Here is a 13811-nt window from a genome sequence, read left to right as displayed (position 1 = left end):
TACGCAGTCGAGGCAGAAGAGGTTTTTGGACAACCAACACCTGACCCTGTGGGAGCGGGCTTGCCCGCGATGGCGATGCCGCAGTGACATTAAAGTCGCCTGGCGGGACGCCATCGCGGGCAAGCCCGCTCCCACAGGTTCTTTAGTCCGCCGTCACGCCACGCCGTCGAGAAACTGCTCGGCGTAGTGGCAAGCCACCTGGCGGTTGTCGAGCAGGCGCAGGGCCGGTTCTTCGGTGCCGTAGCTCTACACCCTCTCAATCTTCGCTTGGATAAGTCACCTCATTTTGGGTGCATTTCCCGCTGCATGGTTACGGCTTCCTGTCGCCCGTATTAACCCCCCCCCCTGGCTGATGGTAGAGATTTTTCGTTATTGCCAAAACCGTTTCCGGTAAATACCACGCAGTTATTTGAAACATATTGAGATGGTTTAGAGCTTGTCGGTGGCGCGGACCTACAGAATGTTCCTACAGCTATTTCTGTAAATTTATATATCGATTTTTTTCTATTGTGCGATTGAGTGTGATGTCTATATTGAAAACTAGATCGACGCTTGAAGAGTGTCAACGTGATCGAAGCATTAGTGGGGGTGGATAAAACCATTGCGTATCAAGAGCTTTATAGGCTGTCGAATGACCTTGCCAGCCTTTTCATTCAACTGGGGCCACCTATGAATCCCGCATCGGGGTATATGCCGAGGCTTCCGTCGATCTGGTTGTCAGTATTATTGCAATAATTAAGGTTGGCGCAGCCTTTATCCCTTTGGAAGTTGCTGATTCGTCTGGTTGGATAAGTCCATAATTTCAACGAGTTGGTGCGGTTGAAATTTATCCCTGAAGAACGAACTTAACGCCAGCCGGTGCTGCTTAAAACGATGAAGGAGTTGACGAGCGCAACCCGAAAACGCTGCTTGAAAACATCTGAAATCAGAAAGCCATTCCTGCATCCAGGTTCAACTCTCACGAAGCTGAACCTTCGCTAATCATTCCTGTTCATTCGATCTGAGGAGGTTGTATGACATCGTCGAATGCCGAGTCGGGCTATGTTGTGGTTGTGAACGAGGAAGAACAGTATTCCCTATGGCCTCAAGGGAAATGTCTTCCTGCCGGGTGGAGGTCTGTATTTGGTCCGTGTCCAAGGGATGAGTGCCTGCATGAAATAGAGCAGCGCTGGGTCGACATGCGGCCGAAAAGTCTGCGAGAAGCTATGTATCGGGCTGGCCATGACAATGGCTAAAGACTTGGGGAAAAACTTTTCACTGCTCTGGGCTGCACAAGCGGTTTCACTGGTCGGTAGCGAAATTTCGGCAGTGGCCATTCCGTTGTTCGCGATTGGCATGTTGGGGTTCGATGCTGTCGAATTGGGTACACTGCTCGCGCTGCAAGGTATTCCGCCAGTGTTATTCGGTGTGTTTGCTGGCGTATGGGTCGACCGGGTTTCGCAGCGACGCCTGCTGCTTGCAAGCGATGTGCTACGAGCTGTTCTAGTTGCTTTCATTCCCCTATTGTATTGGGCTGACAGTCTGAGTACTGCAGCCCTGTTTCTGTGTACTTTCCTCATTGCCAGCGTCACCGTGTTCTCGGATATCGCCTATTGGAGTTTTATTCCCCGGATAGTGCCTGACCAACAGTTGTTGGCCGGTAATTCTCGTTTATCGATGAGCCAGTCCATCGCCACGACCGGGGGGCCGGGGATGGCGGGGGCCATCGCCAGTTTTATCGGGCCAACTATGGCGTTAGTGGTTGATGCCATCTCTTACCTTGTATCGTTTGTATTGACCAAAGGTGTCAGTGTAAAGAAGGCTGATGAGCCTCCCGTTACCCATGAACCAGTGCTTGAGGCTTTGCTATCCGGTCTTCGCTTTGTATTTGGCAACCGTAAGATCCTGTTGTTGGCCAGCGGCGCCGCGATATGGCATCTGGTGTATTTCTCGCTGTTGACGATGCTGTTCATCTATCTGACCAGGGATCTGACTTCACCGGCGTATGTGGTGGGTATCGTACTGAGCTGTGGCGGCCTGGGGTCGTTGGTGGGGGCGATCGTTATCTCGCGGGTGAAGGTGAGCATCGGGAGGTTGTTTATGCTGGCCGCTACCTTAATAGGCGCACAACTTCCGCTGGTGCTCATCCCGGTACCCTATTCAGAAATGTGGATCAGCCAGGTCGCCGTTGCTATCGCGCTACTGCTTTCCGGAGTGTCTGCCGCAGCACATTCGATCTTGCACATCACGTTGCGTCAGGAGGAAACGCCGCGGGACTTGCTGGGTCGCATGACGTCTGTGGTCAGGCTCATCAGTTGGGGGGCGATGCCGCTTGGATCGTTGCTGGGGGGGATGTTGCTCAACTATTACTCGGCTGTGGCGGCCTTCCAATTGAACAGTTTGATTGGTGCCGGGCTGACAGTTATATGGCTGGCATGTCTTATTCCCAGTTTGAAGCGTTGAGAGATGTTCGAAAGGTCTGGAGAGCACAGCGAATGATCGGTAATCAGGATGAGGTGGAGGTGCCGCTTTCATTTGCTCAGGAACGTATGTTCATTTTGAGTAAAGCCGAGGCTGATCCTGCATTATATAACGTTCCCAGAGTTGCATTATCTCGACAGATAAAAGAAAACCCCTTCTATCGAGCTGGGGCGCACTCCAGGAAAAGGGGTTTGGTCAAACAGGTAATGAGCCGGTTCGCAAAAGCGGTGTGTCAGCCACAATAATAGTGACTGACACCCCATCTTTGTGAGCAGGCTCTCGCCTACATTTTTCAGGCCACGCCGTCGAGGAACTGCTCGGCGTAGTGGCAAGCCACCTGGCGGTTGTCGAGCAAACGCAACGCCGGCTCTTCGGTACTGCAGCGCTCGGTCGCATACGGGCAGCGCTTGTGGAAAGCGCAGCCCGGTGGCGGGTTCAGCGGGTTGGGCAGTTCGCCGACGATCTTGATTTTCGGCTTGTTCGGGTCCGGGTGGATGGTCGGGGTGGCCGACAGCAGCGCCTGGGTGTAGGGGTGCAGCGGGCGTTCGTAGATGTCGTTCTTCGGGCCGATCTCCACCGGGCGGCCGAGGTACATCACCATGACGTCATCGGCGACGTGTTGCACCACCGCCAGGTTGTGAGAGATGAACACGTAGGCGGTGTTGAACTCCTGCTGCAGGTCCATGAACAGGTTCAGGACCTGGGCCTGGATCGACACGTCCAGTGCCGAGGTCGGCTCATCCGCCACCAGCACTTTTGGTTGCAACATCATCGCGCGGGCGAGGGCGATCCGTTGGCGCTGGCCGCCGGAGAACATGTGCGGGTAGCGCTGGTAATGCTCAGGGCGCAAGCCGACCTGCTTCATCATCGCCTGGACTTTCTCGCGACGTTCGGCGGCGCTCAGGTTGGTGTTGATCAGCAGCGGTTCGCCCAGCTGGTCGCCGACTTTCTGCCGCGGGTTCAACGACGCATACGGGCTCTGGAACACCATCTGCACGTCTTTACGCAGCTGCTTGCGCTGGGCCTTGTCGGCGCCAGCGACTTCCTGGCCGGCGATTTTCAAAGAGCCGGATGACGGCTCTTCGATCAGGGTCAGGGCGCGGGCCAGGGTGGATTTGCCGCAGCCCGATTCGCCAACAACGGCGAGGGTCTTGCCGGCCTCCAGTTCGAACGACACGCCGTTCAGGGCGCGTACGGTCGCGTGGCCCTTGAACAGGCCACGGGACACTTCGTAGTGACGGGTCAGGTCGCGGGCGGTAAGTACGACGGCCATTACGCCACCTCCTGATTCAGCGGGTAGAAGCAGCGGGCGAGGCTGTTGCTTTTCGGGTCGAGGGCCGGACGCTGGGTGCGGCAATTTTCTTGCACATAGGGGCAGCGCGGCGACAGCAGGCAACCCTGCGGACGGTCGTAACGACCGGGAACGATGCCCGGCAGCGTGGACAGGCGCGAGGCGCCGAGGCTGTGTTCCGGAATGGCCTTGAGCAGCGCTTCGCTGTACGGGTGCGCCGGGATGTCGAACAGTTGCGGCACCTGCCCGACTTCAACCGCCTGGCCAGCGTACATCACGCACACGCGCTGGGCGGTCTCGGCAACGACGGCGAGGTCGTGGGTGATCAGCACCAGGCCCATGTTCTGCTCTTTCTGCAGGGCCAGCAGCAGCTCCATGATCTGCGCCTGAATCGTCACGTCGAGGGCTGTGGTCGGTTCGTCGGCGATCAGCAATTTCGGCTCGCCGGCAATCGCCATGGCGATCGCGACACGCTGGCTCATACCGCCGGACAACTGGTGCGGGTAGGCATCCATACGACTGGCGGCGCCCGGGATTTCAACTTTTTCCAGCAGTTCGATGGCGCGTTTGCGCGCCTGCTTGCCGGACATTTTCAGGTGCAGGCGCAGCACTTCTTCGATCTGGAAACCGACGGTGTAGCTCGGGTTCAGCGCGGTCATCGGGTCCTGGAAGACCATGGACAGGTCTTTGCCGACGATTTGCCGACGCTGACGATTGCTGAGCTTGAGCATGTTCTTGCCGTCGAAATTCAGCGCGTCGGCGGTCACGATACCTGGGTGCTCGATCAGCCCCATCAACGCCATCATGGTCACGGACTTGCCGGAACCCGACTCGCCAACGATGGCCAGGACTTCGCCCTTGTCGACCTTGAGGTCGAGGCCGTCGACCACTGGCACGGCATTCTTGTCGCCAAAGCGAACGTTGAGATTCTTGATTTCTAACAGTGACATTTGAATCTCCTCAGGCGGCGTTCTTGAGTTTCGGGTCCAGCGCATCGCGCAGGCCGTCGCCCATCAAGTTGATTGCCAGCACGCTGAGCAAAATGGTCAGGCCAGGCAGACTTACCACCCACCAGGCGCGTTCGATGTAGTCGCGAGCCGAAGCCAGCATCGTGCCCCACTCAGGGGTTGGCGGTTGGACGCCAAGGCCAAGGAAGCCCAGTGCCGCGGCATCGAGAATCGCCGAGGAGAAGCTCAAGGTCGCCTGAACGATCAGCGGTGCCATGCAGTTGGGCAGCACGGTGATGAACATCAGGCGTGGCAGACCGGCACCCGCCAGGCGCGCTGCGGTCACGTAGTCGCGGTTCAGTTCGCCCATCACCGCAGCGCGGGTCAGACGCACGTAGGATGGCAGGGACACCACAGCGATGGCGATCACGGTGTTGATCAGGCCAGGGCCGAGGATGGCGACAATCGCCACGGCCAGCAGCAGCGACGGCAGTGCCAGCATGATGTCCATCAGACGCATGATGGACGGGCCAAGCAAGCGCGGGAAAAACCCGGCGAACAGCCCCAGGAGAATACCTGGAATCAGCGACATCACTACCGACGACAAGCCGATCAGCAGCGACAGGCGCGAGCCCTGGATCAGCCGTGACAGCAGGTCTCGGCCCAATTCATCGGTGCCGAGCAGGAACTGCATCTGCCCACCTTCCAGCCAGGCTGGCGGGGTCAGCAGGAAGTCGCGGTACTGCTCGCTCGGGTTGTGCGGTGCCACCCATGGGGCGAACAGTGCGCAGAAAATCACCAGCAACATGAACATCAGGCCGGCGACGGCGCCTTTGTTCTTGGAGAAGGCTTGCCAGAATTCTTTGTACGGGGACGGGTACAGCAGGCTTTGATCGACTGCTACCGCTGGAGTTGAAGCTGGAGTGGTCATGGTCATGATCTCAGCGCTGATGACGGATGCGTGGGTTGGCAAAGCCGTAGAGGATATCCACTACGAAGTTGACCACAATCACCAGGCAGGCGATTAACAGGATGCCGTTCTGCACCACGGGATAGTCCCGCGCGCCAATGGCTTCGATCAGCCACTTGCCGATGCCGGGCCAGGAGAAGATGGTTTCGGTCAGTACCGCACCGGCCAGCAAAGTGCCGACTTGCAGGCCGACTACCGTCAATACCGGAATCAGTGCGTTGCGCAGACCGTGCACGAATACCACGCGCGATGGCGACAGGCCTTTGGCGCGGGCGGTGCGGATGTAGTCTTCGCGCAGCACTTCGAGCATCGAGGAACGGGTCATCCGCGCAATGACCGCCAGCGGGATGGTGCCGAGCACGATGGCAGGCAGGATCAGGTGGTGCAGCGCATCGAGGAACGCACCGACGTCATCGGCCAGCAGCGTGTCGATCAGCATGAAGCCGGTACGCGGCTCAATGTCGTAGAGCAGGTCGATCCGTCCGGACACCGGGGTCCAGCCCAGGGACACCGAGAAGAACATGATCAGGATCAGGCCCCACCAGAAGATCGGCATCGAATATCCCGCCAGGGAGATGCCCATCACCCCATGGTCGAACAGGGATCCTCGCTTGAGTGCCGCGATCACCCCGGCCAGCAGGCCCAGGATGCCGGCGAACAGCAGGGCGGCCATGGACAGTTCCAGGGTCGCGGGGAAGAGTGAAGTGAATTCAGTCCAGACGCTTTCCCGGGTGCGCAACGACTCGCCGAGATCGCCTTGAGCCAGTTTGCCAATGTAATCCAGGTATTGGGCATACAGGGGTTTGTTCAGACCTAGGCGTTCCATTGCCTGAGCATGCATTTCCGGGTCGACTCTGCGTTCGCCCATCATGACTTCCACGGGGTCGCCAGGGATCATGCGAATCAACGCGAAAGTCAGCAAGGTGATGCCGAAGAACGTGGGGATCAATAACCCCAATCGGCGGGCAATAAAACTAAACATCTTGTGGTGTACCTCATCAGCCGGTTAGGCGTGCCTGGTGTCCCTGGAGTCAGGGACACCGGGAGTTTTCTTATCTACTTCACCTGGGTAGTGGCGAAGTTATTAGTGGTGAGAGGGCTGATGTGATAGCCCTCTACGTTCTTGCGCATTGCGGTAAACATTCTAGTGTGTGCGATGCTGATCCAAGGTTGATCCTGATTAAAAATGACCTGTGCCTGCTCGTAGAGCGCTGCGCGTTCAACCGGATCGACCTTGGAGCGGGCCTCATCAAGTAGGGTCTGGAATTTTTCATTGCACCAGCGCGCGTAGTTTTCGCCGTTCTTCGCCGCTTCGCAACTGAGCATAGGCGTTAGGAAGTTATCCGGGTCACCGTTATCGCCCGCCCAACCTGCAGACACCATGTCGTGCTCGCCGTTCTTCGCGCGTTTGAGCATTTCGCCCCATTCCATCACCCGTATGTCGATTTTGATGCCGACTTTGGCGAGATCGGCCTGCATCATTTGCGCGCCGAGCATCGGGTTCGGGTTGGTCGCTCCGCCGCCGTTACGGGTGAACAGGGTAAACACGGTGCCTTCCGGTACACCGGCTTCCTTCAACAGGGCGCGGGCCTTGTCGAGATCACGCGGCGGGTTCTTCAGACTGTGGTTGTAGCCCAGCAGGGTGTCCGGGTACGGATTGACCGCGACCGTCGCGTTACCTTTGCCAAACAGGGCATTGACCGCCGCTTCCTTGTCGAAGGCGATGTCGATGGCTTTGCGCACGCGCACATCACTCAAGTATTTGTGCGTGGTGTTGATGGCGATGTAGGCGACGGTCATCGCATTCATTTCATCGACTTTCAGCTTGTCGTCTTTCTTGATGCTTGGGATGTCATCGGGTTTTGGATACAACGCTACCTGGCATTCGTTGGCCTTGAGCTTTTGCAGGCGCACGTTGTTGTCGGTGGCGATTGCCAGGATCAGCGCTTCGGCCGGTGGCTTGCCGCGGAAGTACTCCGGGTTGGCCTTGAAACGGACCTGTGCATCTTTGTTATAGCGCTGGAAAATGAACGGCCCGGTGCCGACCGGTTTGTTGTTCAGGTCACCGGTCTTGCCGGCCTTGAGCAACTGGTCGGCGTATTCAGCGGAGTAGATCGACGAGAACGCCATGGCGATGTCGGCCAGGAACGGCGCTTCGCGGCGGGTCAAGGTGAACTCGACCGTGTTGTCGTCAACTTTCTTGACGCTTTTCAGCAGTTCTTTGAAGCCCATGCTTTCGAAGTACGGGAAGCCCACGCTCGACAGTTTGTGCCACGAGTGATTCGGGTCCAGCTGACGCTGGAAACTCCAGACCACATCGTCGGCGTTCATGTTGCGAGTCGGCTTGAAATAGTCGGTGGTATGAAACTTGACGTCTTGGCGCAGATGGAACGTATACGTCAGACCGTCTTCACTGATGTCCCAGGAATCGGCCAGCGCCGGGGTCACGTCGGTGGTGCCGGGCTTGAAGTCGGCCAGACGGTTAAAGATGGTCTCGGCCACTGCATCGGCTGTGACTGCAGTGGTGTACTGAACCATGTCGAAGCCTTCCGGGCTGGCTTCGGTGCAAACCACCAGCGGTTTGGCCGAAACGCCTACCGCCACACTCAGCAACGCGGCCGCAATGGCCGCACGTAGGGGAAGCATTTTCATCAAGAACCCTCTGCAATCGGTTGAAAGACAAAAGCCCAACGGCCGATTCATCGTTGAATCAGCCGCAGGGCAGGTGCATTACAGAATGTTGAACGGGATGGTGGTCACGAGACGGAACTCGTTGATGCTGCCATCAGCCTGGTTTTCGCTGGCACGGTGCGCGGTGTAGGTCGCGCGAATCGCGGTGGCCTTGAGCGGGCCGCTCTGTACTGCGTAAGCAGCACCGATGCCATATTCGTAATGGTGTTCGCCGTCCATGGACTGCACGCCGTCGTAGCCGCCACCCTTGTAGTGAGTGCCGTCGATGCCCCAGCCGCGAGCCTGGTAGATGTTGAACTTCAGGCCTGGCACGCCGTATTCGGCCATGTTCAGGCCATAGGCGATCTGGAAGGATTTCTCGTTCGGGCCGTTGAAGTCCGACAGCAGGGAGTTGGCCAGGTAGATGCCGTTGGTTTCGTGCAGGTAATCGAAGTACTCGTTACCGTTCACTTCCTGGTAGGAGAAGGTCAGGCTGTGGGCCTGGTGGGTCAGGCCGAGCGACAGGGAGTAGGTGTCGTTGTCGATTTCGCCCAGCAGTTTTTTACCTTCGTCGACAGTCTTGTAGTAGTTCAGGCCAGTGGTCAGGCTCAGTACCGAGCTGTCGCCCAGCACGTGGCTGGCGCCGAAGTAGTACTGGTTCCACAGGTCTTCGGCCTGGGTGCCCCAGAGGCTGGTGGTCAGGCTGGCGAATGGTGTGTAGGTGATGCCGGCGGTGTTGACGTGATCGGCTTCGGCACTGGAGTCGCCGTATTCGGAGCGGAACTTGCTCAGGCTTTCTTCGGTACGCGGAGAGTTGCGATCGAAGGTGGCCAGGTCGAAGGACAGGTTGTTCAGTTCTTCGCTGTGGATCGCGATCCCTTCGAAGCTCGAAGGCAGGGCACGGTTACCGATGACGTCGACCTGCGGGCTGCTGAAGTTCATGCGGCCGGCGGTCAGGGTGGTGTTGGAAACGCGCGCCTTGACGTTGGCCAGGCCCAGTTTGCTCCATTGGCCTTCAGCGTCGCCGCCTTCGCGGGTCAGGGTGCGGTTGTTGCCCGCGCCTGGACGAGTACCCGGTGCGCCACCGTTGTTGGATGCCAGGTTCTCGCGGTCGCGCTCCAGCGCAATGGCGTTGTAGGCGGCGACTTCGGTGCTGAAGCCGACGGTGCCTTCGGTGAAGCCGGAGTTGTACTTGATGATGGTGCCTTGGACCCAGTTGATACGACGATCAGTCGGGGTCGAAACGCCATTTTTTTTGTAGTTGAACGTGCCGCCACGTTTCAGTTGTTCGTTGGCGTACCAGTTACGTGTAGTGCCACTGATGGATTGGCCTTCGACGAAGCCAGTGGCGTCAGCTTGAGCGCTTTTGGTGTTGACCGTTACCGGAGTGAATTCCTGGCTCTGAGTCTCGGCGTAAGCCGTGGCGGTGATGCTACTGATGGCCAGGGCCAGTAACGCGGTGCTGCTCAGTTTCATGGGTAAAGCTCCTTGGTTTCTCTTTTTTTATACCGGCCTTTTTTTGTGGTCCGGCTATTTGGTTTGGAACTTTTCTCGCTAGGCAAACGTTTACATTACGCCAGATCGACGAATAAAGGCAATACGCTTGCTTGGGGGCGGAATGCGCCCCCAGCGTTTTTCGGCTAATCGATTATTTTTCTATGCTGACACCCGAGAACACGTTGCGACCGAAAGGGCTGACCTTGAACCCTTCGATTTTGGCGCTCAACGGCTGGTTGACCGTCGAGTGGGCGACTGGCGTGATCGGCACTTGCTGCTTGAGCAATTGCTGCGCCTGCTTGTAGAGCACGGTGCGCTGGTCGCGATCGGTGACGATCTTGGCCTGCTTGATCAGCTTGTCGTAAGCCGGATCACACCACATGGAGTAGTTGTTGCCGCCAATGGCATCGCAGCTGTAAAGCGTACCGAGCCAGTTGTCCGGGTCCCCGTTGTCACCGGTCCAGCCGATCAGGCTGATGTCGTGCTCGCCATTCTTGGTGCGCTTGATGTACTCGCCCCATTCGTAGCTGACGATCTTCACCTTGAGGCCGATTTTTGCCCAGTCGGCCTGGAGCATCTCGGCCATCAACTTGGCATTGGGGTTGTAAGGGCGCTGCACGGGCATCGCCCACAGGGTGATTTCGGTGCCTTCCTTGACGCCAGCGGCCTTGAGCAACTCGCGGGCTTTCTCCGGGTTGAAGGCGGCGTCCTTGATAGTCTCGTCGTAGGACCATTGGGTCGGCGGCATGGCGTTGACCGCCAGTTGCCCGGCGCCCTGGTACACGGCGTTGAGAATGCCCTGCTTGTTCACTGCCATGTCCAGCGCCTGGCGCACTTCAAGCTGGTCGAACGGCTTGTGTCGAACGTTGTAGGCGATGTAGCCGAGGTTAAAACCGGGCTTCTCGATGAGCTTGAGTTTCGGGTCGTTTTTCAGCGCGGTGACGTCGGCAGGGCGCGGGTGCAGGGTGATCTGGCATTCGTTGGCCTTGAGCTTCTGGACCCGCACCGAGGCGTCGGTGTTGATGGCGAAAATCAGGTTGTCGAGTTTGACCCGGCTCGGGTCCCAGTACTGCTTGTTGCCGGTGTAGCGAATGTTGGAATCTTTCTGGTAACTCTTGAATACGAACGGGCCGGTACCGATCGGCTTCTGATTGATGTCGCTTGGTTTGCCCGATGCCAGCAGCTGGTCGGCGTATTCGGCGGACAGGATGGCAGCGAAGCTCATGGCGATGTTCTGGATGAACGCGGCGTCGACGCTGTTAAGCGTCATGACCACGGTCAAAGGCCCGGTCTTTTCGACCTTGGCAATGTTCTTGTTCAGGCTCATCCCGTTGAAATACGGGAATTCAGTTGGATAAGCCTGACGGAATGGCTGTTGCGGATCGAGCATGCGGTTGAACGTGAACAGCACGTCATCGGCGTTGAAATCGCGGCTCGGGGTGAAGTACTTGGTGGTATGAAATTTCACGCCTTCGCGCAGGTGGAAGGTGTATTTCAGGCCGTCCTCGGAAATATCCCAGCGGGTGGCCAGGCCCGGCACGACATTGGTCGCGCCTTTTTCGAACTCTGCCAGGCGGTTGTACAGCGGTTCGGCGGCGTCGTTGTCGGTCGCGGTGGTGTACTGCGCGGTATCGAAGCCAGCGGGGCTGCCTTCGGAGCAGAACACCAGGCTGTCACTGGCAGCCTGGCTAATGGACGTAGCGGCCAACAGGCCGGTGCCCAGCAATGCGGATAAAACCAAGGTATGGCGCATGACGCTCCCTCTGTTCTCTGAGTATTTTCGACAAGCCGTCGTTCCGACTGGGGACTTGGGGATCTTGTCGAGCGCAATCCATTTACGTGAAGCAAAACCGAGAGCCCACGCATGAGCTGGTCGACTCCGACGGTATGAGCCATCGGGCCGGCAGTAAATGCGTAGAGTCCTAAACATTCGTAGGAAAAGTAGACGCGTCCTGCGCCGGCGCTGGAGTCGGCGTCGGACCTGGATGTAGGCTCTTTCCTACGCTCTCGGTGGATACAACAACGGCGACGTCATTGACGTCGCCGTTGTTGAACCTTATTTGCTGACGCTGACGCCGTAGAAGGAATTCAAGCCAAATGGGCTGATCTTGAAGTCCTGCACGTTGGCGCGCATGGGTTGATACACCGTCGAGTGAGCGATAGGTGTCATTGGAACAGCGTCCTTGAGGACGTGTTGTGCCTGTTTGTACAGTTCGGTGCGCTTGCCTTGGTCGGTGGTGCGCTTGGCTTCCTTCACGAGGCCGTCGAATTTCTTGTCGCACCATTTCGAGAAGTTGTTGCCACTCAGCGAGTCGCAACCAAACAACACGTTGAGCCAGTTGTCCGGATCACCATTGTCACCGCTCCAGCCAATGATCATTGCCTGGTTCTCGCCACCTTTGGAGCGCTTGATGTACTCGCCCCACTCGTAGCTGGTGATCTTCACGTTCAGACCGATTTTCTTCCAGTCGGACTGGAGCATTTCGGCCATCAGCTTGGCGTTCGGGTTATACGGACGCTGTACCGGCATGGCCCACAAGACGATTTCGGTACCTTCCTTGACGCCGGCTTCCTTGAGCAGCTCCTTGGCTTTCTCAGGGTCGTACTTGGCGTCTTTGATGGTGGTGTCGTAGGACCATTGGGTCGGCGGCATGGCGTTGACGGCCAGTTGGCCCGCACCCTGGTAAACCGAGTCGATGATCTGCGGTTTGTTGACCGCCATGTCCAGCGCCTGGCGCACGCGCAGGTCAGCCAGCGGGTTGGCCTCGTTGCTGCCTTTGACCTTGTCCATCACGTTGTAAGCGATGTAGCCCAGGTTGAAACCAGCCTGGTCAGGCATCTTCAGCGCCTTGTCTTCCTTCAGCGCCTTGAGGTCAGCCGGACGCGGGAACAGAGTGACCTGGCACTCGTTCTTCTTCAGCTTCTGGATACGTACCGACGGGTCTGTGGTGATGGCGAAGATCAGGTTGTCGATCTTGACGTCTTCAGGCTTCCAGTAGTCCTTGTTCCCGGTGTAGCGGATGTTGGAGTCTTTCTGGTAGCTCTTGAACACGAACGGGCCGGTGCCGATCGGTTTCTGGTTGATGTCGGCAGGCTTGCCGTCCTTGAGCAGCTGGGCAGCGTACTCGGCGGATTGCAGCGAGGCGAAGCTCATGGCCATGTTCTGGATGAACGCAGCGTCGACTTCTTTCAAGGTGAATTTGACGGTGTGATCGTCGACTTTATCGATCTTGGTGATGTTGGTATCCATCCCCATGTCGGTGAAGTACGGGAATTCGGTCGGGTACGCTTTGCGGAACGGGTCGTCCTTGTTAATCATGCGATTAAAAGTGAACAGCACGTCGTCGGCGTTGAACTCACGAGTCGGCTTGAAGTACGGGGTGGTGTGGAACTTCACGCCTTCACGCAGGTGAAAGGTGTACGTCAGGCCATCGTCAGCGATGTCCCAGCTGGTCGCCAGACCAGGAATCACGGCGGTGCCGCCGCGCTCGAACTGGGTCAGGCGGTTGAAAATGGTTTCTGCAGAGGCGTCGAAGTCGGTTCCGGTGGTGTACTGACCAGGATCAAAACCGGCCGGGCTCCCTTCGGAGCAAAACACCAGGTTAGTCGCCGCTTGGGCGAAAGGTGCGGCAGCTAACAAGCTGGCGCCGACTAAAAACGGAATGACCGCGTGTTTGAGCATGGTGGCCTCATGATTTGTTGTCATTTTTGGAATTAGAGGACGACCTCGTGAGTCGTGCCTGCGGATACTTATGCAGGGGCCATACCCAATGCAAGATGCAGGGGGGCCACAAGCATTAAACAGTGGCACGAACGTACCTTAATGTCGCATATGTGTAAATTGACGCGCATTTGACCGTTTGCGCAGGTTTTTTTCGGTGCATATCGCGCACCTACATGGGGCGGCCGGGACGTCTGGCGCCCCCGGTTGGCGCGCGGTGTTACTTATTTATACCCTCGCCATCGGCGTATCCGG

At 57.6% G+C, this 13811-nt stretch carries 10 protein-coding genes; 2 read left to right on the top strand and 8 right to left on the bottom strand.

Features of this window, described 5'->3' with window-relative positions:
- Nucleotides 1–1013 precede the first annotated feature (1013 nt).
- On the top strand, nucleotides 1014–1235 hold the full coding sequence (locus AAEZ05_RS08675) for an MbtH family protein (RefSeq protein WP_350646922.1): 222 nt from the start codon (nucleotides 1014–1016) through the stop codon (nucleotides 1233–1235).
- Nucleotides 1228–2442, top strand: a complete 1215-nt coding sequence (locus AAEZ05_RS08670) for an MFS transporter (RefSeq protein WP_350646921.1) — start codon at nucleotides 1228–1230, stop codon at nucleotides 2440–2442. Before AAEZ05_RS08675 ends, AAEZ05_RS08670 begins: the two co-directional genes overlap by 8 nt.
- Before the next feature lie 310 nt (nucleotides 2443–2752).
- On the opposite strand, the gene AAEZ05_RS08665 is transcribed toward AAEZ05_RS08670, so the two are convergent.
- The 8 genes from AAEZ05_RS08665 to AAEZ05_RS08630 form a co-directional block, all read right to left on the bottom strand.
- Nucleotides 2753–3733: a peptide ABC transporter ATP-binding protein gene (locus AAEZ05_RS08665; RefSeq protein WP_045061495.1), complete on the bottom strand. Its 981-nt coding sequence runs from the start codon at nucleotides 3731–3733 to the stop codon at nucleotides 2753–2755.
- Nucleotides 3733–4701, bottom strand: coding sequence for an ABC transporter ATP-binding protein (locus AAEZ05_RS08660; RefSeq protein ID WP_205893544.1), 969 nt, complete (start codon nucleotides 4699–4701; stop codon nucleotides 3733–3735). Before AAEZ05_RS08660 ends, AAEZ05_RS08665 begins: the two co-directional genes overlap by 1 nt.
- A gap of 10 nt (nucleotides 4702–4711) precedes the next feature.
- Nucleotides 4712–5629, bottom strand: a complete 918-nt coding sequence (locus AAEZ05_RS08655) for an ABC transporter permease subunit (protein ID WP_045061493.1) — start codon at nucleotides 5627–5629, stop codon at nucleotides 4712–4714.
- A 10-nt stretch (nucleotides 5630–5639) separates the two neighbouring features.
- A complete protein-coding gene (locus AAEZ05_RS08650) occupies nucleotides 5640–6650 on the bottom strand; it encodes an ABC transporter permease subunit (RefSeq protein ID WP_045061492.1) in 1011 nt (336 codons plus the stop codon).
- Between the two features lie 74 nt (nucleotides 6651–6724).
- The gene (locus AAEZ05_RS08645) at nucleotides 6725–8320 is read right to left on the bottom strand and encodes an ABC transporter substrate-binding protein (RefSeq protein ID WP_350646920.1); all 1596 of its coding nucleotides are present in this window, start codon (nucleotides 8318–8320) and stop codon (nucleotides 6725–6727) included.
- Between the two features lie 78 nt (nucleotides 8321–8398).
- Complete coding sequence (locus AAEZ05_RS08640; protein WP_045061490.1) at nucleotides 8399–9814, bottom strand: OprD family porin; 1416 nt, start codon at nucleotides 9812–9814, stop codon at nucleotides 8399–8401.
- A 172-nt stretch (nucleotides 9815–9986) separates the two neighbouring features.
- Nucleotides 9987–11588: an ABC transporter substrate-binding protein gene (locus AAEZ05_RS08635; protein WP_045061489.1), complete on the bottom strand. Its 1602-nt coding sequence runs from the start codon at nucleotides 11586–11588 to the stop codon at nucleotides 9987–9989.
- A 303-nt stretch (nucleotides 11589–11891) separates the two neighbouring features.
- Nucleotides 11892–13517 (bottom strand): ABC transporter substrate-binding protein, encoded by a 1626-nt coding sequence (locus tag AAEZ05_RS08630; RefSeq protein WP_045061488.1) that lies wholly within the window; start codon nucleotides 13515–13517, stop codon nucleotides 11892–11894.
- Between the last annotated feature and the right edge of the window lie 294 nt (nucleotides 13518–13811).

Source organism: Pseudomonas sp. HY13-MNA-CIBAN-0226 (genome assembly GCF_040310305.1).
In the GTDB taxonomy this organism is placed as follows: Bacteria; Pseudomonadota; Gammaproteobacteria; order Pseudomonadales; family Pseudomonadaceae; genus Aquipseudomonas; species Aquipseudomonas gregormendelii.
The sequence above is the reverse complement of the archived record's forward strand: the minus strand, read 5'-3'. Positions and strand labels throughout refer to the sequence as shown.

Coding starts and splice junctions, on each gene's coding strand:
- AAEZ05_RS08650 (WP_045061492.1), bottom strand. CDS start 6,650: ATGTTTAGTTTTATTGCCCGCCGATTGGGGTTATTGATCCCCACGTTC.
- AAEZ05_RS08665 (WP_045061495.1), bottom strand. CDS start 3,733: ATGGCCGTCGTACTTACCGCCCGCGACCTGACCCGTCACTACGAAGTG.
- AAEZ05_RS08630 (WP_045061488.1), bottom strand. CDS start 13,517: ATGCTCAAACACGCGGTCATTCCGTTTTTAGTCGGCGCCAGCTTGTTA.
- AAEZ05_RS08670 (WP_350646921.1), top strand. CDS start 1,228: ATGGCTAAAGACTTGGGGAAAAACTTTTCACTGCTCTGGGCTGCACAA.
- AAEZ05_RS08675 (WP_350646922.1), top strand. CDS start 1,014: ATGACATCGTCGAATGCCGAGTCGGGCTATGTTGTGGTTGTGAACGAG.
- AAEZ05_RS08645 (WP_350646920.1), bottom strand. CDS start 8,320: ATGAAAATGCTTCCCCTACGTGCGGCCATTGCGGCCGCGTTGCTGAGT.
- AAEZ05_RS08635 (WP_045061489.1), bottom strand. CDS start 11,588: ATGCGCCATACCTTGGTTTTATCCGCATTGCTGGGCACCGGCCTGTTG.
- AAEZ05_RS08640 (WP_045061490.1), bottom strand. CDS start 9,814: ATGAAACTGAGCAGCACCGCGTTACTGGCCCTGGCCATCAGTAGCATC.
- AAEZ05_RS08655 (WP_045061493.1), bottom strand. CDS start 5,629: ATGACCACTCCAGCTTCAACTCCAGCGGTAGCAGTCGATCAAAGCCTG.
- AAEZ05_RS08660 (WP_205893544.1), bottom strand. CDS start 4,701: ATGTCACTGTTAGAAATCAAGAATCTCAACGTTCGCTTTGGCGACAAG.